Source organism: Citrobacter sp. ABFQG, assembly GCF_004322975.1.
GTDB lineage: Bacteria > Pseudomonadota > Gammaproteobacteria > Enterobacterales > Enterobacteriaceae > Citrobacter > Citrobacter freundii.
Map to the genome: position 1 here is coordinate 3,554,268 of NZ_CP036435.1, position 23,649 is coordinate 3,577,916.

Genomic DNA, 23,649 nt, shown 5'->3' on the forward strand with positions numbered 1-23,649 from the left:
TCATTAGGCGGCGAATTAATCGGGTACGGGTCAATGACATTCAGAGATTTTGAGGCGGAAGAAAAACTCTTTCAGCGGCGTGTATTGGTGGCCTTTGGCCTGGTGGTCATCTGTTTTGGCATCCTGATTTACAATCTGTATAACTTACAAATCTGTCAGCACCAGTATTACACCACCCGGTCGAATGCAAACGACATCAAAATGCTACCCGTCGCCCCCACGCGTGGCATGATTTACGATCGCAACGGCATCCCGCTGGTGCGCAACGTCACCTGGTACGATATTTCCGTTACGCCTTATAAAATCAGCGATATGAATGCGTTAATCCAGCAGCTCACGCCCATCGTTGACCTCACTCCTGATGATATTGATCAGTTTCGCCATGAGCTAAAAGCCAGCAGCCGCTATCGTCCGGTCGTGCTAAAAAATGCGCTTACCGATGTGGAAATCGCCCGTTTCTCGGTAAACCAGTTTCATTTTAGCGGCGTAAACATCAATAGCTACGAAGACCGCCAGTATCCCTATGGCGCGGCGCTGGCACATGTCCTTGGCTATGTTTCAAAAATCAATGACAACGACCTGAAAGCTCTGGATCAAAAGGGTCAGGCTGAGAACTACGCCGCCGATCACAATATCGGTAAGCAAGGTATTGAGCGCTATTACGAAAATGAACTGCATGGAAAGACCGGTTATCAGGAGGTGGAAGTAGATAACCACGGACGCATCGTACGCCTGCTCAAAGATGTGCCGCCCGTTGCCGGAAAAAATATCCATTTGACGCTGGATTTACATTTACAGCAATATATTGAGAGCTTGTTGGCTGGCCAGCGTGCCGCCGTTTTAGTTGAAGATCCACACGACGGTTCTGTACTGGCGATGGTCTCAAACCCCAGCTATGACCCTAATCCGTTTGTCAAAGGCATTAGCTATCAGGACTATAACAAGCTACTCCAGGATAAAGACCTGCCATTAATCAACCGCGTCACACAGGGATTGTACCCCCCCGCTTCAACGGTCAAACCGTATATGGCGATGTCAGCATTACTAAACGGTGTGATCACGCCGCAGACCAGTTTCTTCGGTGCTCCTACCTGGACGCTACCCGGCACCGAGCGACATTACCGTGACTGGAAAAAAACGGGCCACGGTATGCTGGATGTCACCAAAGCGATAGAAGAGTCTGCCGATACGTTCTTCTATCAGGTAGCGTATATGATGGGGATCGACCGGATTAACAGCATGCTCAGCCAGTTTGGTTACGGTAAACCGACCGGTATCGATCTTGATGAGGAGTATAACGGCCTGCTCCCGAGCCGTGAATGGAAGCAAAAAGTGCATAAAAAAGCCTGGTATCAGGGGGATACTATCTCAGTTGGCATCGGCCAGGGCTACTGGATTGCCACTCCTATCCAGATGGTCAAAGCCATGGTCGCACTGATTAACAACGGCAAGGTTATCGTCCCTCACCTGCTACTCGATGAAGAAAATGGCAAAACCTTCACGCCGTATCAGGCTCCAGAAGCACCGTCACAAATCGCCTCAGCCTCGTCACCCTACTGGGGACTGGTGCGTCAGGCGATGTTCGGCATGGCGAATGAACCAAATGGTACAGGTTATAAGTTCTTTCACACAGCACCTTACGGCATTGCGGCGAAAAGCGGCACCTCGCAGGTCTTTAGCCTGAAAGAAAATCAGACCTACAATGCGAAGATGATCCCTGTCCGCTTGCGCGACCACGTGTTCTATACCGCATTTGCGCCCTATAAGAACCCGAAGGTCGCGGTGGCGTTAATTCTGGAAAACGGCGGCAGCGATGGTGTCACCGCCGCGCCGGTTATGCGTCAAATCATGGATCATCTCTTTGCCCCGCAGGACAACACGGTACACACAGTGACGACTCAACCATCAGGTCCGATAGCGTTAGCGCCATCGAATACCGATATCAAAAATACTTACGCAAGTATTCGGTAAGACACAGCATCGCCATCGCTTGTCCGTAAGGCATAGAAGTCCGAGGGATGTTGCGGTAGAAATCGAGATTGTGTCCCATCCCGGTGCCAAACGAGGTGTGCAGCAGTTCACCTTCCGGTGAAATATGCTGCACAATGCCACGAATGGCTTTTTCGGCCACCAGCGTATACTCTTGCCCAACATAGCGTTTACGTACAGCTTTGAGGATCCCATAAGCAAATCCGGCAGTTGCCGATGCTTCCAGATACGACTGCGGGTCGTCCAGCAAGGTATGCCACAACCCACTTTCATCCTGGCATTTCGCCAGCGCCGCGATTTGTGCGTTCAGGACCTGTACCAGATAGCGGTGAACGGCATTGTTTTCTGGTAAATCAAGTAATTCGAGGAAGTCCGGGATCACGATAGTTAACCAACTGTTGCCACGCGCCCAGCGGGCATTGGCAAAGTTATGATTTCCTTCATAGCTCCAGCCGTGGAACCACAGTCCCGTGTCTTTATCCATCAGGTTTTGCACGTGCAGCAGGAACTGATACGTTGCCTCTTCGATGTAGTCAGGGCGATTGAGTAACTTGCCAATCTTCGCCAGCGGTAGAACCGTCATCATCAGCGTGTCATCCCACATCTGCTGGTGGTTTTCTTCCGCCAGCGTAATGTGTTGCATACCGCCGAACTCGGTACGCGGCATCTCATGCATTGCCCACTCAGCCCAGCTGTCGAGCCACGGTAGATACGCTGGATTACGCGTCTCTTCATAGCGATACGCCAACGTTAAAAATGGCGCCATGGTGTTAACGTTTTTGGTGGTTGCACCTTCAGCAAAGCGATCGGCAAACCAGCTATCGATGATATCGCGTATCGTTTCATCGCCGGTTTGCAGATAGTACTGATACATCCCGTACAAGCCGACGCCGTGCGTCCACTCCCATCCCGCCCAGCCTTTGGTATCAATTACGCGTCCATCGTCCAGACGCAGCAAGAACTCACCAGTTTCGTCATGAATATTGACCAGGTTATGCGTCACCTTTTTGATCAGCGTTTTTAATTCATCCCTGGCAATAAAATGTTCTGGCTGGCGCAACAACGGGCTATGTTTAACCGGGTAAACAATCATTTACTTAACCTCTGTCAATGTCGGATTCAATGCTGTGACCTGCCCCTGTTGCGGCGCAGCAGCTGTATTTGGGAGGCCCCGCAATCCTCGCTTTGACAATGGGCATCCTTATAGGGGCACAGTAAAAGCAAACAGGAAGTGAAACCTTTCTATTTCTGCCAGAAGGGTTCGTGGAATGGCAACAATACAAAGAGTCCGGCAACGTACGTCACTTATTTTATAAAACTGCGTTTCTATTTAATTGAATGAGAGACTGGAATATTGAAACAACCAGCAGTTTCAACTGCTGGTCTGAATGACGGAGGGTGTTAACGGTAGTTCACAATCACCTGATTGCTCTGAATGCGTAACGCGGGGATCAGGCGACCACCGCCGGGGACTTCCCAGACAAAATGCATCGGTTCAATGGCCGGAACATTATTGAACCCGTTGGTGGTCCCACTTTGCCCATCCAGCTCGACACAACGGGACTGAGAACATAAACGCACCCGCAGACCTGCGGGCGTGGGGCCATTCAGCTCATAGCGCCAGGCTACCAGCGTCATTAAGCCTGAGACCGGCTGGCCAGGAACCAAAGGCTCAGACGAGGCTGACTGGCCACGGTGATTTAAGGTGATCCCCATACCGCTTGCCTGCCAGGCCCCTTCTCCGGCGGCCTGCGCCACCAGAGGAAAAAACAACAACCACAGTAACTTGCGCATTATTTACCTCCAATGGTCGCTGTCATGCGGATATGGCGGTTATCGGAAAGCTCCATGTTCGATAACACCACCAACTGCGGGATGCTGCGACGTAAAAACCGCGCCAGCAGCGGACGCAACGCGTGATTAACCAGCAAGACCGGCGGCGCGCCCAACATTTCCTGCCGGGACAGCGCTTCCTGTGTTTGGGCCAGCAGGCGGTCTGCAAGCCCAGGCTCCAGGCCACCCCCCCCCTGCAGCGCTTGCAGCAGCAAACGCTCGAGCGGAGTATCAAGACCGATAACCTGAACCTCTTCATTACCCGGGAACCACTGCTGAGTGATGGCGCGTCCCAACGCAACACGGACGACCGCGGTAAGCTCATGCGGATCGTTTTGCAGCGGCGCATGTTCCGCCAGCGTTTCAAGAATGGTGCGCATATCACGAATCGGTACTTTCTCGTCCAGTAAGTTCTGCAGCACTTTATGCAGCGTGGTGAGCGTCACAACGCCCGGCACCAGATCTTCCGTCAGCTTTGGCATTTCCTGCGACACTCGATCCAGTAACTGCTGCGCTTCCTGACGGCCAAACAGCTCAGCGGCAAACTGGCCAATCAGGTGATTTAGATGCGTAGCGACAACTGTACTGGCTTCAACCACCGTAAAGCCCTGAATCTGCGCCTGTTCCTTCAATGCGCTTTCAATCCAGATAGCGTCCAGTCCGAAAGCCGGATCGACCGTTTTCTCGCCCGGCAGCGACCCGGCAGCAGTACCCGGGTTAATGGCCAGCCAGCGTCCCGGATAGGCATCACCGCTGCCAATTTCTACCCCTTTCATCAAAATTCGATAGCGGGCCGGCTGCAGATCCATATTGTCACGGATGTGTACCACCGGCGGCAGGAAGCCCATATCCTGAGCGAATTTCTTACGAATACTGCGAATTCGCCCCAGTAACTCGCCATCCTGCTGAAAGTCCACCATTGGGATCAGGCGATAACCTACCTCCATTCCCAGCGAATCTTCCAACTGCACGTCGTTCCACGTGGCTTCCACCACGGAGTTGTTTTCCGGCATTTTCACCGGCTGCGGTTCATCTGGCACTTTTTGCTCACGACCGCGCATCCACCAGGCCAGGCCCAGCAATGCGGCAGTAAACATCAGAAACACCAGGTTCGGCATGCCCGGAACCAGGCCCAAAAGTCCAAGTACCGCCGCACTGAGCAACATGACACTAGGATTGCTGAACAGTTGGGTCACCATCTGTTCGCCTACGTCCTGGTCGGTACTCACGCGGGTCACGATCACGCCCGCAGCGGTAGAGATAACCAGAGCAGGAATTTGTGCCACCAGCCCGTCACCGATGGTCAGCAGGGTATAACTTTCCGCAGCGCTGCCCATGCTCATACCATGCTGCAACACCCCAACTAACAGACCGCCGACTACGTTGATCACCATGATCAAAATACCGGCAATGGCGTCTCCACGGACGAATTTACTCGCACCGTCCATTGAGCCGTAAAAATCCGCTTCCTGGGTCACTTCCGAGCGTCGTTTTTTAGCTTCATCTTCGCCAATCAGACCGGCATTCAAATCCGCATCAATCGCCATCTGCTTGCCGGGCATACCATCCAGCACGAAGCGCGCGCCAACCTCGGCGATACGCCCTGCACCTTTGGTGATTACCATAAAGTTAATGATGACGAGAATGACGAAGACCACGATACCGATCGCAAAGTTACCGCCCACCAGGAAGTGACCAAAAGCTTCAACCACCTTCCCCGCCGCCGCCGCGCCGGTGTGTCCTTCCATCAAAATGATACGGGTCGACGCGACGTTCAGCGCCAGGCGTAATAATGTGGTAAACAGCAAAATCGTCGGGAATGCGGCAAATTCCAGCGTACGCTGGGTGAACATCGCCACCAGCAGTACCATGATCGACAGCGCAATGTTAAATGTGAACAGCAAATCGAGGACGAAAGCCGGCAGCGGCAGCACCATCATCGACAGGATCAGCAGGATGAGGATCGGTCCGGCAAGGATTTGCCATTGCGTGGATTTCAGGTTGCTGGGCAGACGCAGCATCGCGACCAGATTAGCCATCAGTATTCTTCTCGTTCATGAAATCCAGTGCTTCAGGCACCGGAAGGTTTTCAGGTTGTGGTGGACGTTTGCCGCCAGCCAGACGCCAGCGTTTTAGCTGCCATACCCATGCCAGCACTTCGGCAACGGCGGCATATAATTGACCCGGTATTTGCTGACCAATTTCAGCATGGCGATAGAGCGCACGCGCCAGTGGTGGCGCTTCTAACGTAGGGACACGGTGCTCTGCGCCAATTTCACGAATGCGCAGCGCAACCAGCCCGGCCCCCTTAGCGACAACTTTCGGCGCACTCATTTTGTTCTCGTCATACTTCAACGCCACTGAGTAGTGCGTAGGGTTAGTGACAATAACGTCTGCTTTTGGTACATCCGCCATCATGCGACGCTGAGCGGCCGCGCGCTGCATTTGGCGAATTTTGCCCTTAACGTGCGGGTCACCTTCGCTTTGCTTAAATTCGTCACGGATATCCTGGCGCGACATGCGCAGCTTTTTCAGATGGCTGTAAATCTGGAAAAAAACGTCGAATCCCACCATCGGAATGACACCAAGCACCACCAACAACGCGCACATGCCGACTAAATCCAGGGCGTTGCCCATCGCCGTAATCGGAGATTCCGCCATCAGCCGCATCATCTCTGGCCACTTGTGCCAGAGATAAAACCCGGCCACGCTGCCCACTAACGTCGACTTCAGTATCGCTTTGAGCAGTTCTGCGCCGGTTTGCGCGGAAAACATGCGCTTAATGCCCGGCAACGGATTCAGCTTAGAGAATTTGGGTTGCAGGGATTTACCGCTGAAAATCAAGCCGCCAAGCATCACCGGGGAGATTAATGCCACCAGAACGACGCCGGTAATCAACGGCAACAGCGCAATCATCGCGTCTTTAATCAGCAGGATGATTTGGCTGAGGATCAGGTTTGGATCGTTGACCATACTGTGGTCAAAACGTAATCCGGCCGACAGCATACCGGCCAGCCTGCGGGCAAGCGACTCCCCGCCAATCCAGATAATGCACACGCCCACCAGCAAAATAAGTAGTGAGGTTAGCTCTTTGGATCGGGGGATCTGCCCTTCTTCCCGCGCTTTTTCAAGTCGGTGGGGTGTGGGGGCTTCTGTTTTGTCGTCGTCGCTTTCTTCTGCCACGCATCAGACCCTGGATAGAGATATAGGCGAGAATGATGCCAGAACAGCTATCCAGCAATGGGAAGAGTAAGCGGTAAAAAAGACGGGATTTATGGCTTTAAGCAGTATTGCGCGTAAGCCGGATGAGAGGCCCACGCCTCACATCCGGCAAATACTCATCAGAACCCGAGGCTATCCAGCAGGTCGTCAACCTGATCCTGGCTTGCCACTACGCCAGCTTTCGAGGCGTCAACCTGCGGGCCGTTCAGCAAGCTTTCGTTTTCACGTTTTGGACGAGCGCCCTGTTCCGGAATGTTTTCCAACAGAACCATCAGCAGCTGACGTTCAATTTCCTGGATAACATCCATCATGCGCTTGATGACCTGTCCGGTGAGATCCTGGAAATCCTGCGCCATCATGATGTCCAGCAACTGGGCATTGGTAAAGCTGGTATGTCCGGGCACATCACCAAGGAACTGACGGGTATCGGTGACCAGTTCACGAGCGTCTGACAGTTCGATCGGATTTTCGAACCATTCATCCCAGCGTTTGGTCAGGTCTTTGGCCCCTTTTTCCATCGCGTCCTGGTGCGGCTGCGAAGCTTCGACGCTGTTCAGCGCGCGCTCTGCCGCCTGAGCGGTCATCTGTACAACGTAATCGAGACGATCGCGGGCATCGGGAATTGCTTCTGCCGCTTCGGCAATGGCCTGATCCAGCCCCAGTTCACGCAGGCTGTCGCGCAGCATTCGGGTCAAACTGCCGATGCGCGCGATGATGTCCCCTGCAGAGTGTTCGTCAGCAGGTTTAATTTGTGGTTGCATCATCATCACACCCTCACATGCCCAGTTTCTCAAAGATTTTATTCAGTTTTTCTTCCAGCGTCGCCGCCGTGAACGGTTTCACGACATAGCCACTGGCGCCTGCCTGCGCCGCCGCAATGATGTTCTCTTTTTTCGCTTCCGCCGTGACCATCAGCACCGGCAGAGAAGCCATCCCACCATCTGCACGGATGGTTTTCAGCAGTTCCAGTCCATCCATGTTCGGCATGTTCCAGTCAGAAATAACAAAACCGAATCCCCCTGCCTGCAGCTTGTTCAGCGCATCCACGCCATCTTCAGCCTCTTCAACATTGTTGAATCCCAGCTCTTTAAGCAGGTTACGCACGATGCGACGCATGGTGGAAAAGTCATCCACAACCAAAAACTTAAGCTCTTTATCCGCCATAAAAATAAACTCCTGATTCAAATACGTATTGCCTGTCCGGCACTAATTTTCACCAGCATTTGCTGGCTCACCTGGCTAAGATCGACCACTTCGCTTACGCCACCCATATTGATGGCCTCGCGCGGCATGCCGAACACCACACAACTTGCTTCGTTTTGCGCAATGGTCCAGGCACCCGCCTGGTTCATCGCTAACATTCCGGCTGCGCCATCGTTGCCCATACCGGTCAGGATCACCCCAACGGCATTACGCCCCGCATGTTTCGCCACCGAATGAAACAGCACATCCACTGAGGGCCGGTGCCGGTTAACCGGCGGACCGTCATGAATTTTGATTTGATAGTTCGCGCCGCTGCGCGCCAGCTCCATATGCTTGTCGCCAGGCGCGATATACGCATGCCCAGGGAGAACGCGCTCTCCGTCCTCTGCCTCTTTTACGGTAATCTGACACAGTTTGTTCAGACGTTCGGCGAACGAACGGGTAAATCCTGGCGGCATATGCTGGGTAATAAGAATACCGGGACTTGAAAGCGGCAATGGCTGGAGTACATGGCGAATTGCCTCTGTTCCTCCGGTTGAGGCGCCGATGACCAGCAGTTTTTCTGAACTGAGTAATGGCCCCGTTTTCAAGGTCGTCGGTGCCGCCAAGGGTTTGTGGGCGGCCAGTTTTGCCCGCGATGCGGTGCGGATTTTCTCCGCAATCATCTCGCTATACGCCAGCATGCCTTCGCGGATCCCCAACTGAGGCTTGGTGACAAAGTCAATCGCCCCCAGTTCCAGGGCCCGCAGCGTGACCTCAGAACCTTTACCGGTCAGTGAAGAAACCATAACCACCGGCATTGGACGCAGGCGCATCAACTTCTCAAGGAAATCGAGGCCGTCCATGCGCGGCATTTCCACATCCAGCGTCAGGACGTCGGGATTGTATTTTTTGATTAAATCCCGGGCGACCAACGGATCCGGCGCCGTCGCCACCATTTCCATATCACTGTGGCTGTTAATAATTTCGGTCATGATTTGACGCATCAATGCAGAATCATCTACCGACAACACCCTGATTTTACTCATGCTTTATCCTTACCTGGCGCATGCGCATACACGGTCTGTCCACGCAGGCTAAACTCGCGCACAAGGTTGCTAAAGTTTTCTGAATGACCTGCAAACAGCAGTCCGTCAGGTTTAAGAAGTGGAACAAAACGGTGCAAAATGTCCTGCTGCGTCGTTTTATCGAAATAGATCATCACGTTACGGCAAAATATGGCATCAAAAGGGCCAGGCACGTTGTACTGCTTATCCAGTAAATTGACGCTGGAAAATTCAACATGACCTGCCAGTTCCTGCCGAACTCGTACCAGCCCTTCATGCGGCCCGGTGCCGCGCATGAAATAACGCTGCAACTGCTGGGGTGACAGCGTCTTTAGCTCATCGAGGCGGTAAATGCCGTTTCTGGCCTTTTCCAGCACTTCGGTATCAATGTCGCTGGCAAAAACGCGCCAGCGGCCCGGTGCCATACCTAAGGTATCGGCAAGCGTAATCGCAATGCTGTAGGGCTCTTCTCCGGTTGATGCCGCCGCGCTCCAGACGCGGTATTCACCGCTGCGCCGACGAGCATGATCTGACAGCACCGGAAAATGATGCCCTTCGCGAAAAAATGCGGTCAGGTTGGTAGTCAGGGAGTTAATAAAAGCCTGCCACTCAGCACTGTTCTGGTTAGCTTCCAGCATGCTGAGATAGCGACCAAAGTCATCCAGCCCCAGGGTACGCAAACGGCGGACCAGGCGGTTATAAACCATATCCCGCTTGTGGTCGGCCAGTACGATCCCCGCACGCTGGTAGATTAATTGACATATCCGACGAAAATGCGCGTCAGACAGCGCGAGGCGCTGTGTCATCTGTAACAATAATGACGTTTGCCCGGTGGGCAGAGATGATGTCATAGCGCCTTCTCAATCACATTCAGGATACAACGGGCACAACCTGCGGCTGCGCCAACTCTTGTTTTGCTACGGTTTGCTCTTCAAGCTTGAAAAATGCGACACAGGCGGAAAGATTATCGGCCTGTGTGGCGAGTTGTCCGGTGGCGGATGCGGCTTCTTCCACCAGCCCGGCGTTTTGCTGCGTCACTGAGTCCATCTGGCTGACGGCCTGCGCCACCTGCTCAATGCCTCTGCGCTGTTCATCGGATGCCGAGGCAATCTCGCCCATGATGTCGTTAACCCGGGTCACCGAACTGACAATTTCCGTCATCGTGCGCGACGCCATATCCACCAGTTGCGAGCCCTGATGCACCCGGGTGACTGACTCCTCAATGAGCCCCTTAATTTCTTTCGCCGCCTGCGCGCTACGGCTTGCCAGATTACGCACTTCACCAGCGACGACGGCAAAACCACGCCCTTGCTCCCCTGCCCTGGCGGCCTCGACCGCGGCATTCAACGCCAGGATATTGGTCTGGAAGGCAATGCTGTCAATCACGCCGATGATGTCGCCGATTTTCTGCGAGCTGGCAGAAATCTCATGCATGGTGCTGGCAACCCGGGACGTCTGCTCGCCACCTTTATGCGCTGTGTCTGCCGCACTTTTGGCGATTCCTGACGCCTGGCGCGCGTTATCAGCGTTCTGGCCGACGGTGGCGGTAAGTTGTTCCATGCTGGCCGCCGTTTGCGCCAGCGCGGCCGCCTGCTGTTCGGTTCGCGAAGATAAATCGTTATTGCCCATCGCGATTTCTGAAATACCGCTATGCATGGCTGAGCTGCCCTGACGAACGTCATTTACTGTTTCGCGTAATGCCTTTTGCATCTTCTGCAGGCTGGCAAAAATGGCCGAGATCTCATTGCGCCCATAAACCGCTACTGGCCGTGCCAGATTCCCAGCGGCAATACTGTCGAAATGGCTGCCAATAATCGCCAGCGGCTGAACAATCATCTTGCGTGACCAGAACAGCGCACCGCTGGTGAGCAGTGCTGCCAGGACCACCATAGTGGCGAAAATCACCCCCGACATATGGTAATTGCGCTGACTCTGCTCTCCTGCCGTTTGCAACACGCGGTCGATGTTGCTCTGCCACGCATTCACATTCGCATCAAAAGCATCTTGAGCCGCCTGCACCGGCGCGGTCAGAAAATCTGACAACTGATTGTTTTCAAGCCAGGTGGCCTGATGCACGAGATCGCTGTGCCACTGGTTGAAACTTTTCTCCGTCGCGCTAAACAGCGCCTTGCCTTGTTCCGTCGAATCCGATGTCGCCATAAAGCGTTTAAACATCAATTCAGACTGCGCCAGGCTGTCGCGCGCAAGGGTCATCAGGGTTTTGATGTCCTCTGGCGGATAGCTCAGGGCGGTCAGCGTCCCTGCCTTATTAAGGGCCGTACTGGCCTGTAATAACACAGCGCGAGTTTGGGCCAGCGCAGCGCGTTGCTGATTACTCCGTTCGACCTGATTCAGGTTCTGAAAACCGTCCCGAAATGCCCAGAAGGACAAGCCATTACTGCCAATCTGCAAAACACCGCAGAGGATTAAAATCAAAAACAGCGTGGTCGAAATTCGAATACGATTAAACATCAACGCTCCCATCAGGCGGCACTGGCCGCGGTTTAACTGTCAGTCAAAATGTTTCCCAATTCGTATCTTGTTCAATGCTCTGGCGCGGATAGGATGCGCTCGGCGCTGCAGGTAATCGTGTATCGCGTGGTTTTGTCGAGGCCGGACGTGACGCAAGACGGAAAGTCGATACCGACTGCGTCAGGCGACTGGCCTGTTCTTCAAGAGCGGCCGCTGCGGCAGCCGACTCCTGTACCAAAGAGGCGTTCTGCTGCGTAACGCGATCCATTTCAGAGACCGCGAGCGCAACCTGATCAATCCCCCGGCTTTGCTCGTCGGAGGCCGAGGCAATCTCACCCATGATATCGGTCACCCGCGTCACGGCATTGACGATGTCGTTCATCGTTTCCCCAGCGCTTTCTACCAGTACAGAACCGGTATCAACCCGGGAAACGGAATCTTCAATCAATGCTTTAATCTCTTTCGCCGCCTGCGCACTGCGGCTTGCCAGATTACGCACTTCGCCCGCCACCACGGCAAAGCCGCGGCCTTGCTCACCGGCGCGGGCAGCTTCAACCGCCGCGTTCAGTGCGAGAATGTTGGTCTGAAAGGCAATGCCATCGATGACGCTAATGATGTCGGCAATTTTCTTCGAGCTATCGGCAATTTCGTGCATGGTGTTCACCACGCTATCAACCACTTTGCCGCCATGCTGCGCGGTGTCCGAGGCGCTTTTCGCCAGTTGCGAGGCCTGACGCGCATTGTCCGCGTTTTGCTTCACGGTTGCGGTCAGTTGTTCCATGCTGGCTGCAGTCTCTTCCAGCGCAGACGCCTGCTGTTCCGTACGAGATGAGAGGTCCGTGTTTCCGCTGGCAATTTCGCTGGTACCGGAATAAATCGCATCAGAGCCTTCACGCACCAGAGTGACGGTTTCCGTCAGCGAGCGCTGCATATGATCAACCGTACTGGCCAGCTCGCCGATTTCGTTACGACCACTAACGGCAAGAGTTGCGGTCAGGTTACCGCTGGCGATTTCCCGAATATGGGCAATAACACGGGACAGAGGATTAAGGAGGGTATGACGGATGCCGTACCAGACCACCACCAGAATCAGCACCAGCACCACGGCCAGCACGCCAAGCTGCCATTGGGCGAAATGGTAATCCCGCGCGCTTTGATCAAATGCCTGAACGTAAAGCTTTTCGCTAACGCTGGCATACTTGCCCAGCGCCTCGCCGAGTGCGTTTTGCATTCCCTGCGTAGGCTGCGCAAAGTAGGCGTCCATATTGCCGCTTTCCAGAAACTGAACCAGTTCTGCCAAGGCCGCATGGTACTGCTGATATTTTTCCTCAACGTTGCCGCTGGCTTCTGCCATTTCCGGCAACGGTGTGATGTTTTTAAATTTTGCGTAATGCGTTTCAGCCTGCGCCAGCGATGCTTTCGCATTCTTCAGCAGATCGTTTTTGGCGCTGCTTTGCTGGTTTGACGCATCCATCATCATGCGCGCAGAAGAACGGCTTAAATTGATTCGTGTTTGCAGCATCAGATCCCATGTTGAGGTGAGTTCACTTTGCTGCTGTCGAAGATCGTTAGAAATAACAAAACTTTGCTGATTCTGCTGCAATGAAGAAAACAACAGACCACCGGAAACAAGCTGTAGCAGTGCGAAAACCCCCAGCACCATCATCAGCATTGTGACAACGCGGATACGGTTAAACATAAGGCACCTTCCTGAAAACGAGTTACCAACGTTATCGGCAGTGGCAGAGATAACTTTACGTTTGCAAAAAGGAAATCCTGAAGGGATGTGAAGCCTGGCGAGGGGAAGGTAAAACTGGTGTGCAGCAACCACAAATTATTCACATAAAAACACCATAATTATCATGCAAATAACATTCATACTCATCGGTGAGCACGGCCAGATTGGCTGAAATACACTTTTTTGTGTGATTTGGATCACACATATGCATCGTAAATACCACAACAAAATGGATAAAAAATTAAAAAAAGTTGTATCCGTTTACGCTTTAATCCAATTTATATGATGAATACTTCGTTACCACTTAATAAGTATAAAAAATGAGTAACCGATCAATAAATGTTAAATCCTTACTGAGGGCTTTTTAGTGGCAAATGCAAACAAACTCACGTTGTTTATCGTGATCTTCATGCTGGCGGGGATCCTGTCGGGTGCGGTGATCCACTCTTATGCCTCCCCCGGCGTTGTGACCGCCTGGGCCGATAATATTACGCTTCTCACCGACATCTTTTTACGTCTGATTAAGATGGTGATTGCGCCTTTAGTATTCAGCACCCTGACCGTTGGTATTATGCGCCTGGGGGAAACGTCCACCATCGGTCGCGTGGGCGGCAAAGCGATGATCTGGTTTATCAGCTCTTCTGTATTGTCTATTCTGGTCGGTCTGTTTGTGGTTTCCCTTGAGCAACCCGGGAGCGGGTTAAACCTTACGATCCCGCTGGAAGCCACCGACACCGGTCTGGCCGTAGGCGGCATGAGCCTGAAAGGTTTTCTGACACATACCATTCCAACCAGCATAGCCGAGGCCATGGCTAACAATGAGATCCTGCAAATCGTGGTGTTCTCAATGTTCTTCGGTATTGGTGGAGCATCGCTCGGAGAGAAATTTAACGCTCCGCTGGTTGCCGCGCTGGATGTGGTTTCCCACATTATGCTGAAGGTGACCGGCTACGTGATGTACGTCGCGCCGCTGGCAATTTTTGCCGCCATCTCTTCCGTAATCTCTACCCAAGGTCTGGGGATCCTGCTTAACTATGCATCGTTTATCGGCGGCTACTATGTGGCGATTTTGCTGACCTGCCTGGTTCTGTTGGCGGTGGGTTATGTCATGCTGAAAAAAGAGGTCTTTCGCCTGGTGAGCATGCTGAAAGACCCGGTTCTGGTCGCATTCACCACCAGCAGCTCTGAGGCCGCTTATCCGAAAACGCTGGAGCAATTAACTAAATTTGGCTGCTCACCCAACATCGTGTCATTCGTGCTGCCTATCGGTTATTCGTTCAACCTGGTCGGTTCCATGGTCTACTGTTCATTTGCCTCCATGTTTATCGCGCAGGCCTATAATATTCACCTCTCTTTCGCAGAAATCACCGTCCTGATGCTGACGCTGATGCTGGCGTCCAAAGGAATTGCAGGTGTGCCACGTTCAGCACTGGTGGTGCTGGCGGCAACCATCCCGAGCTTCAATATTCCGGTTGCCGGAATTCTGCTACTGATGGGTATTGACCACTTCCTGGATATGGGACGTTCAGCAATCAACGTATTAGGTAACGGGATTGCAACGGCGATGCTGGCGCAGGATGAAGGTTTACTGGAAGAAAGCAAGTCTTCAGAAAACATCACAGAACAAATTAAGGCTTAGCTTTTTTAAGACAAGAGCAAGCTAAGTAAACAAGAGCAGCAAATCAACAAAGATTACCCCAGCCATAGACTGGGGTATTTCAACAATACCTGGATGATAATTTACATCAATTACCAGCTATAACGTACGAGCAAACTACCGCTGAGATCGCCATAGTCATTACGTCCTTTTTGACCCGCCACTTGTCCAGTGATACTCCACTGGCTATTCAAATTCGCCTGGATACCCACTTTCACCTCGGCGCGATCTGCCGGAAGATCCTGCTTCACCTCAGCACCATCAAATGCTACGCCAACATCATCACTGGTGTGTAACCAGTTCACCTCTGCAAACGGCTGGATCACCGACGTCGTATTCTTGTGCAGCTTGCCATCTACCCGCAGTCCGAGGCGCGTGGTCCAGCTGTCCCCGTTTTGTCCATCAATACGCGTTCCATTCTGTGCGACAGCATCCGCTTTAAATTGCTGCCATGTCGTCTGAGCCTGCGGCGTCAGGCTGACGACATTATAGTTTGCAAGTATGATGTCGTACCGATAGCCCGTTTCCAGAGAGACCGCGCTCGCCGCCGAATCATAATCTGTTGACCCGACATCGCCGTTATCGACGCTGTTATTGTAGAGCCCGTACTGGTACCAACTGTCCACGTACAGGCCGCTGTGATTTTTCGCATCCGCAAACCAGGTGGCATAAGCGCCAAGATTATAACCGGCTACGTTACCACTGGCAGAGAACCGGCTCCCATCTGCACCACGGTTACCCGTACTGTCCGTGTCGGCGTGAATATAACTCACCATCAGCCCCGCCTTCAGGCTCTGCTCGCCATTATCCCAGCTAAGCACATCACCACCGATTTGCAGTTGCGAATAAGTGTTGTCAATATCCACATGACCGTCTGCAGCTGTTGACGACGCTTCACCCGCTTTAAAGCGCAGCCACATACCGCCGTCACCTGTACGTAATTGACTCCCTTCGCGATCATAAAGGGTCTGCATTTGCAGATTACGCGCCATCCACTGGTTGCCCAGATAAGCGCCAATATCAGCCCGATATTGCGGTTCTACCGGTTTAATATCACCACCATCGTCCGGGTATACCGGCGTAACATCATCGCCATCATCCGGGTCTACCGGCGTAACATCATCGCCATCATCCGGGTCTACCGGTGTAACATCGTCGCCATCATCCGGGTCTATCGGCGTAACATCATCGCCATCATCCGGGTCTACCGGTGTAACATCGTCGCCATCATCCGGGTCTATCGGCGGGACAGCCTGCGAACGCAAATACCAGTCACCGCCATCTTCATACAATCGGTATTCATACAAACCTGTCTGCACCTGATTACCCTGACTAAAAACGCCATCAGACTGACCGCCGACATCAATCACTTCAATACCTTTCGTTGTTAACGCCCCTTCTCCCCCGATATTATTGACATAGAGCGTCGTGCTACCGGAAGTATCACCTGTGATAATCACTTTATCCGTCGGTGAATTGTCATCCCCTAACTGCGTGTTCAGATAAAGATTACTGTTATCACCATGATAATTTCCATTAATCGTCAGCGTCTTGAACTGTCCGTTATATGAAGGAGTATCAAATACAATATCTCCAGCATTATTTAATTGAGTTAAAGAAGAATCACCGGTAATTGTCCATTGCGTCTGTTCAGCCAGTGAGAGATTCAGCGAAGAGTCTACCGTTGGCTCGGTGTTAACAAACGTCTCCCCCACAAACCGCGAACCAGACGCCATATCCAGTGAAATGCTGCCTTCACCCGCGCTAATGATATTGCCCGTAATATCCATTACACCTGAACCAGTCACGGTCCCGCCGGGTAAGAGATTTCCCGCACTGTCGGTAACAACCGGAACAAAAATAGCGACACCATCCTGGGTTTTAATGGTGGTGTTACCGATCAGCGATATTGCCCCGCCCTGCTGAACCACCGCGCCATAACCATTTTCCCCACTCGCTGTCACATCAATGGTCAGGTTTTCACCATTAATTATTCCCGGACGGTTTAAATTATTACTTCCTATCGCCCAAAGCCCGTAAGGGTTATTTTGCCCACTCATGATAATATCGGTATTCGCGATATTAACCGTTGCGCCGTAGAACTGGGATGACACGCCGTAACCATCGATCGCGTAAATAACATTTCGATTGTCGGCATCCCCTTTAAAATCAAGAGTACTCCCGGAGGCCGCAGCGATACCGCTGGTCGCAGAGCCCGACCTGGCTGAACTTCTGCCGTCAACAACGCTGCCTGCACCAATCATCACATCGCCCCCCTGCGCAATGATGCCCACAGACTGGGCGGTATTGACGATAAGTGCATCCGCGTGGAATTCGCCCCCCGTCACCCAGAGAGTCGTCGCCTCTCCGGCTGCGCTTATGATGCTGTTTTGGCCTAAATCCATAAAACCTGTGTTCATTGATATTGCATTTACCTGAGACCCTGTTACATCAATCGTTAGATTATCAGCAATAAATTCAGAACCTTTTGCCGCGGGGTTTATCGTTACTCCAGCCCCATCATAGAACCCGGTGATTGAGATGGTCGATCCGCTGCCCAAATCAATGCGTGATCCGGCCTCATTAATAGCGATACCACGCGTGGTACACCCTCCTGTGCGGCAGTCCAGAGTCGTACTGATATTAATATCCATATTATTGGCGATTAACGTAGCATCAGGACCCATAACCGAGATACCTTCAGCAAGATCGGAGGTGCCATTGATAGTTACTCTGCTGTTATTTCCCAAATCAACATGATTATTTTTACCCAACTTTAAACCTGTCACAGAACCATAATCTGTTGCCAGTCCTGTTGCAGTGATAGTGAGTTGATCGGCATCTAATACACCATCAGTACCTATCTCAATACCGGTTACAATATTATTGCCCTCTACAACCACCTGGCTATTTTTACCTAAATCAATTTTAGCATTACCCGTGCTTTGAATCCCCCACGCGGTGTTGTCTTTACTCGTAGCATGGATAAAACCATTATCCATGGTGAAAGTACCACTCCCGCCTAATAAATAAACACCGCGGGCATCACCTATCCCACTAATACTATAATCAGTTTCGGTTATGGCTGTAATAGAACTTCCACTACCAAGATCGACGTTACTGTCTTTTCCTATATTTTTAAATCCATAAACATTATTTTTACCCGAAACGTCGATATTAATACCAGATGCTTTTACCTCTGTACCCGGGTTATTAGCTGAAATCAAAATTCCGGTAGTATTTTTACTTGAATTTTGTGTGCCATCCGTATCGGCGACATGAACTTCGGTATTCGTGCCTAAATCATTTTTGGTGCCATTATCCAGTGAAACCCCGGTAGACAGAGTTTCACCAGATACGTTGATAGTTGCTTTTCCTTCAATCTGTAAGCCATCACCGCCGGTCGTGATGCTCTCAACACCCGTGGTATTTGTTTGTCCACTAGCCGTAACGACTTCATTATCACTCAAAATAATTGATGCACCGTTTTGTGGGCCTAACTCTGCAGCATTAACAGCAGCAGTACTTATTAATGTTGCCAGGCCTGTTATTTTGATGCTATTACGCAGTCCATTATTACCGCGGGAAAACTCACCAGCAACCACAAACATATTACGCGCCGTACTCCAGACTATATTATATATAGCATTCATATTTAGTTCCCTCTACGCCAATAGAAAAATCAGGAGGCACAAATTCATTATATATTCATGAACAATATAAATTATTTCAACCAATTAATAATTTATATATTGCACTTGTAGATTATATTATATGCGCCAGCAAACAATAGATACTATAAGGACTTGCCAGTTTTAATTAAAGAAAAAAATACAAATAAACCAAGCAAATGAAATAACAATAAACATTCAAAACTAAAATAAAACAACCATTATTACTTGGCTTCCCTACACACAAAATTAAAAGCAAAACGCCCTCCATATTGTGGAGGGCGTTTAATAACTGCCAGCTAAATATTACAGAGAATGATAATATTGACTACCTTTATGCCATATGCGATGCGGCAATATCCAGCAGCGCCATTTCTTCGCTGTTCAGCAGCTTCTCAATGTTGACCAGGATCAGCATCCGGTCACCCAGCGCACCCAATCCCGTCAAATATTCCGTCGACAGCGTGACCGCAAACTCCGGTGCCGGACGGATTTGATCCGTTGTCAGCGACAGCACATCCGAAACGCCATCCACCACAATCCCAACCACCCGCTGACCCAGGTTCAGCACAATCACCACGGTGTTTTCGTTGTAATCCACATCACTCTGGCTAAATTTCACGCGCAGGTCGACGATAGGCACAATCACACCACGCAGGTTCGTGACGCCTTTGATAAATGCAGGCGTGTTAGCGATGCGCGTCACCTGATCATAACCACGGATTTCCTGCACTTTCAGGATATCGATACCGTACTCTTCATCCCCCAGCGTAAACACGAGGAATTCCTGACCTGACGGTTCGCCGGCCAGTTTAGTTACATTACTCATACCGGTCATATTCTTCCCTTCTCACTCAATCAGGCGGCTGTGATCGCCACACGTTGTTCGCGGTTTAATCCCTGCAATGCAGAGACATCGACAATCAGCGCGACGCTGCCGTCGCCGAGGATCGTTGCTGCAGAAATACCTGGCACTTTGCGGTAGTTGCTTTCCAGGTTTTTGACCACTACCTGGTGTTGACCAATTAACTGATCGACCAGCAGCGCATAGCGACGCCCTGCACTTTGTAAAATAACCACAATGCCCTGAGTCGCTTCAGTTTTAGCGCCTTCAACCTCAAAGACTTTCCACAACTCAACCAGCGGTAAATATTCGCCACGCACTTCCAAAACGCGTTCGCCTCCGGCCAACGGATGGAGATCTTCTTCACGCGGTTGCAGTGATTCCATAACGGCATTTAGTGGCAGAATGAAGACCTCATCCGCCACGCGCACGGACATCCCGTCGAGGATCGCCAGCGTCAGCGGCAGCAGAATGCGAATAGTGGTCCCCTGTCCCTGTTTGGACTGGATCTCAACATGGCCGCCCATCTCCTGGATATTTCGCTTCACCACATCCATACCCACGCCGCGTCCGGAGACATCCGTCACCTGTTCGGCGGTCGAAAAGCCTGGAGCGAAGATCAACATACCCACTTCGTCATCGCTCATGTTTTCGTGGATCGGCATGCCCTGGGAGATAGCTTTGGCCAGGATACGTTCGCGGTTCAGGCCAGCGCCATCATCGGTCACTTCAATACAAATATTCCCACCCTGGTGCTCGGCGGAAAGCGTCAGATTGCCGATTGGGCTTTTGCCGGATTCAAGGCGTTTTTCCGGCAGTTCGATACCATGGTCGAGGCTGTTACGCACCAGGTGCGTCAACGGATCGATGATGCGTTCAATCAGGCTCTTATCGAGTTCGGTTGAGCTACCTACCTGCGTCAGCTCGACCTGTTTACCCAGCTTACCGGCCAGATCGCGTACCAAACGAGGGAAACGACTGAACACATACTCCATTGGCATCATACGAATCGACATCACTGACTCTTGCAAATCGCGGGCGTTACGTTGTAACTGACCCATGCTGGTGATGAGATCGCCATGATTGACGGGATCCAGTTCGTTAGAGCGCTGAGCCAGCATCGACTGGGTGATCACCAACTCACCGACCAGGTTAATGAGCTGATCGACCTTCTCAACCGCTACGCGGATGCTGGTCGACTCGCTGGCGCGGGCTGGTTTTTCACGCTCCGCGCGCCCATGTGGCGCTTCACTGGCGGCGGCTTTCACCGCTGGCGCAACGGCAACCGGCTGCGGCTTCGCGACAACGGCTACCTCTTCAGTTTCAACAGTCGCGGGCGCTGCGCTGACGGTTTCGAATTCAATTTGGTCAGCTTCAATGACAAAGCAGAGTACTGCAATGATGTCATCTTCTGCGAGGTTGCCATCAAGCGTAGCTGACAGCGTGTCGCTTCCTTTTACCACATCGGTTAAGGTCGCCAGGTTCCCCAGTTCCTCTTCCAGCAAATCCACTTCGCTGGCTTTCAGACGCGAGAGAGTAATGCGTTTTTTGCTCTCTTCACTGGCGAGTTCAGGCTTTGCAACCGCCTCTTCCTGCATCGCGGTGCTATCAACAACGCTCAGTTTTGCTGAGTTGACAACTGACGGTGCGGTTTCACCTTTCGCTTCGAGCGCTAACTGCCGTAACGCCTGGCAAATGTACTCAAAACTGTCGGCATCAGGCTCCACTGAGCTTTTATAGGCGTCGAGCTGTTCCTGCATAATATCTTTCGTTTCCAAAAACAGGTTGATAATGTCGGCATTGAGCTGCATCTCGCCACGCCGCGCTTCATCCAGCAGGTTTTCCATCAGATGGGTCGTTTCCTGCAAAATGGTAAAGCCGAAGGTGCCCGCCCCGCCTTTAATCGAGTGCGCTGCACGAAAAATGGCATTCAGCTGTTCGGAGTCCGGGGCTTCAGGAACCAAATCAAGAAGGTGTTGCTCCATATCAGCCAACAGTTCGTCAGCTTCATCAAAAAATGTCTGATAAAAATCGCTAATATCCATGCTCACGCTATCACCTCGGATTGGCTGGTGGCGATGTGGGAACGCTTACCGGCGGGAGTTCCGCTGGCCGTTGTAAGACACTTACCGGCTCATTCTGGCTTTCAGCGTTTTCATGCAAAATGGCCTCTTCTGCCTGCTTATTGAGAACCAGCAGGCTAATACGGCGGTTGATAGCGTCTTCAGGACCGCGATCGCTCAGACGCATCGTGGCGGCCATACCTACCACACGTAATACTTTTCCATCATCCAGACCGCCGCTAACCAGCTCGCGACGCGATGCATTTGCGCGATCGGCAGACAATTCCCAGTTGCTGTACCCTTTCTCACCATTCGCGTAAGGGTAATCATCCGTGTGACCGGAAAGGCTGATCCGGTTAGGGATCCCGTTGAGCACTGGTGCAATCGCGCGCAGGATATCGCGCATGTACGGCTCAACTTCAGCACTACCGGTCTTAAACATTGGGCGATTCTGACTGTCGATAATCTGTATCCGCAGCCCTTCCTGAACTAAATCAATCTTTAAATGCGGACGCAGCGCTCGCAGTTTGGGATCGGATTCAATCAGTTGATCGAGATCGCCACGAAGTTTGCTCAAGCGGCTCTGTTCCATACGTTTTCTCAGGTCATCAATATTCGGCTGCTTGTTCACCTCACCCTGCTGCTGGGTGTAATCATCCCCGCCGCCTGGAATCGGGCTTTGGCTATTCGAAATACGATTTCCCCCGGTCACCGCGGTGGCCAGCGGTGTACGGAAATATTCGGCAATCTGGATCAATTCTTTAGGGCTGGATATAGAAATGAGCCACATCACCAGAAAGAAGGCCATCATCGCGGTCATAAAATCGGCGTAGGCGATTTTCCACGAGCCATGCGCCCCACCACCGTGATTCTTATGTTTGCGTCGCTTTACAACGATAATGGGATGGGCCTGATTTTTCATGCGTCCTCGGTCGTCTGTTGCGCAGTTGGATTTCTCACCGCACGAACATGTTCTTCCAGTTCGATAAACGAAGGACGTTCGCTGGAGTACAGAGTCTTACGACCGAATTCAACGGCAATCGGCGGCGCGTAGCCATTCAGATTGGAGAGCAGCGTTATCTTCACGCACTGCATCATTTTGGTTGTTTCAGCGCTTTTCTGGCGCAGAACGCTGGCAAGCGGAGAAATAAATCCATAGGCCAGCAAAATACCGAGGAATGTTCCCACCATCGCATGCGCAATCAACGCCCCCAGCTCTGCTGCCGGGCGATCGGCAGAAGCCAGTGCATGCACAACACCCATAACGGCCGCGACGATCCCGAATGCCGGCAGTGAGTCGCCGACCATCGCCAGACTATTCGCCGGAACTTCGGCCTCACTCTCATGAGTCTCAATTTCTTCGTCCATCAGCGCTTCAATTTCGAACGTATTCATATTGCCGCTGATAATCAGGCGCAGATAATCGACAATAAAATCAAGCATTACGGCATCGGCAAGAATGCGCGGATAGCTGGCGAAGATTTCACTTTCTTTGGGGTTTTCGATGTCGCGCTCAAGCGAGAACATGCCCTGTTGACGTGACTTGGCCATCAGGCGATACAGGAGCGCCAGCAGATCCATATACATCGCTTTGGTGTATTTCGAACGACGGAAAAGCAGCGGGATCGCTTTCATCGTCCCTTTGATGGCTTTCCCGTTATTACCGACGATGAATGCCCCAATACCCGCGCCACCGATAATCACCAGCTCAGCCGGTTGATAGAGTGCCCCAAGGTGTCCGCCGGTCATCATGTAACCGCCGAAAACTGTACCAATAACAACCAGGTAACCTAATAAGATAAGCACGACATCATCCTTTCGCAATTGACTATGACAGGATGCGCAGTCGGGCAATTAACGTAAGGTCAGGACAAAAAAAAGCAGCGGTAATCGCTTACCGCTGCTGGAGTG

At 51.9% G+C, this 23,649-nt stretch carries 17 protein-coding genes; 2 read left to right on the forward strand and 15 right to left on the reverse strand.

All coding sequences use genetic code 11. From position 1 onward, the window contains the following. Window positions 1-33: 33 nt before the first annotated feature. Window positions 34-1,971, forward strand: a complete 1,938-nt coding sequence (gene mrdA, locus WN16_RS17480; protein ID WP_044701483.1) for a penicillin-binding protein 2 — start codon at window positions 34-36, stop codon at window positions 1,969-1,971. Here the strand turns inward: mrdA and WN16_RS17485 are convergent. From WN16_RS17485 to tar, 10 genes are all read right to left on the reverse strand, one after another. Further along, the gene (locus WN16_RS17485) at window positions 1,943-3,082 is read right to left on the reverse strand and encodes a glycoside hydrolase family 105 protein (RefSeq protein ID WP_003034669.1); all 1,140 of its coding nucleotides are present in this window, start codon (window positions 3,080-3,082) and stop codon (window positions 1,943-1,945) included. The genes mrdA and WN16_RS17485 overlap by 29 nt on opposite strands. A 308-nt stretch (window positions 3,083-3,390) precedes the next feature. Then, window positions 3,391-3,783 (reverse strand): flagellar protein FlhE, encoded by a 393-nt coding sequence (flhe, locus tag WN16_RS17490; RefSeq protein WP_016150530.1) that lies wholly within the window; start codon window positions 3,781-3,783, stop codon window positions 3,391-3,393. Next, complete coding sequence (flhA, locus tag WN16_RS17495) at window positions 3,783-5,861, reverse strand: flagellar biosynthesis protein FlhA (protein ID WP_044701487.1); 2,079 nt, start codon at window positions 5,859-5,861, stop codon at window positions 3,783-3,785. Before flhA ends, flhe begins: the two co-directional genes overlap by 1 nt. Further along, window positions 5,854-7,005, reverse strand: coding sequence for a flagellar biosynthesis protein FlhB (gene flhB / locus WN16_RS17500; protein WP_003034664.1), 1,152 nt, complete (start codon window positions 7,003-7,005; stop codon window positions 5,854-5,856). The genes flhA and flhB overlap by 8 nt, the downstream gene beginning before the upstream one ends. Before the next feature lie 158 nt (window positions 7,006-7,163). Beyond that, entirely contained in the window at window positions 7,164-7,808 is a 645-nt protein-coding gene (cheZ, locus tag WN16_RS17505; RefSeq protein WP_003034659.1) for a protein phosphatase CheZ, read from the reverse strand. Between the two features lie 10 nt (window positions 7,809-7,818). Beyond that, window positions 7,819-8,208: a chemotaxis response regulator CheY gene (cheY, locus tag WN16_RS17510; protein ID WP_003034656.1), complete on the reverse strand. Its 390-nt coding sequence runs from the start codon at window positions 8,206-8,208 to the stop codon at window positions 7,819-7,821. A gap of 17 nt (window positions 8,209-8,225) precedes the next feature. Beyond that, on the reverse strand, window positions 8,226-9,275 hold the full coding sequence (locus WN16_RS17515) for a chemotaxis response regulator protein-glutamate methylesterase (protein ID WP_003034651.1): 1,050 nt from the start codon (window positions 9,273-9,275) through the stop codon (window positions 8,226-8,228). Continuing rightward, a complete protein-coding gene (gene cheR / locus WN16_RS17520) occupies window positions 9,272-10,144 on the reverse strand; it encodes a protein-glutamate O-methyltransferase CheR (RefSeq protein ID WP_003034649.1) in 873 nt (290 codons plus the stop codon). The genes WN16_RS17515 and cheR overlap by 4 nt, the downstream gene beginning before the upstream one ends. Before the next feature lie 19 nt (window positions 10,145-10,163). Continuing rightward, window positions 10,164-11,765, reverse strand: a complete 1,602-nt coding sequence (gene tap, locus WN16_RS17525) for a methyl-accepting chemotaxis protein IV (protein WP_044701491.1) — start codon at window positions 11,763-11,765, stop codon at window positions 10,164-10,166. A 43-nt stretch (window positions 11,766-11,808) separates the two neighbouring features. Further along, a complete protein-coding gene (gene tar, locus WN16_RS17530) occupies window positions 11,809-13,464 on the reverse strand; it encodes a methyl-accepting chemotaxis protein II (RefSeq protein WP_003833879.1) in 1,656 nt (551 codons plus the stop codon). Between the two features lie 406 nt (window positions 13,465-13,870). Here tar and WN16_RS17535 point away from each other — a divergent pair, with 406 nt between their 5' ends. After that, window positions 13,871-15,142 (forward strand): dicarboxylate/amino acid:cation symporter, encoded by a 1,272-nt coding sequence (locus WN16_RS17535; RefSeq protein WP_044701493.1) that lies wholly within the window; start codon window positions 13,871-13,873, stop codon window positions 15,140-15,142. A 110-nt stretch (window positions 15,143-15,252) separates the two neighbouring features. Here WN16_RS17535 and WN16_RS17540 read toward each other — a convergent pair whose 3' ends face one another. The 5 genes from WN16_RS17540 to motA form a co-directional block, all read right to left on the reverse strand. Beyond that, complete coding sequence (locus tag WN16_RS17540) at window positions 15,253-18,813, reverse strand: autotransporter outer membrane beta-barrel domain-containing protein (RefSeq protein ID WP_103790820.1); 3,561 nt, start codon at window positions 18,811-18,813, stop codon at window positions 15,253-15,255. A gap of 352 nt (window positions 18,814-19,165) precedes the next feature. After that, complete coding sequence (cheW, locus tag WN16_RS17545; protein ID WP_003839146.1) at window positions 19,166-19,669, reverse strand: chemotaxis protein CheW; 504 nt, start codon at window positions 19,667-19,669, stop codon at window positions 19,166-19,168. Between the two features lie 20 nt (window positions 19,670-19,689). Then, window positions 19,690-21,726, reverse strand: a complete 2,037-nt coding sequence (cheA, locus tag WN16_RS17550) for a chemotaxis protein CheA (protein ID WP_003034635.1) — start codon at window positions 21,724-21,726, stop codon at window positions 19,690-19,692. A 4-nt stretch (window positions 21,727-21,730) separates the two neighbouring features. Then, window positions 21,731-22,660 (reverse strand): flagellar motor protein MotB, encoded by a 930-nt coding sequence (gene motB / locus WN16_RS17555; protein ID WP_003034631.1) that lies wholly within the window; start codon window positions 22,658-22,660, stop codon window positions 21,731-21,733. Then, window positions 22,657-23,544 (reverse strand): flagellar motor stator protein MotA, encoded by an 888-nt coding sequence (gene motA / locus WN16_RS17560; protein ID WP_003034628.1) that lies wholly within the window; start codon window positions 23,542-23,544, stop codon window positions 22,657-22,659. Before motA ends, motB begins: the two co-directional genes overlap by 4 nt. Between the last annotated feature and the right edge of the window lie 105 nt (window positions 23,545-23,649).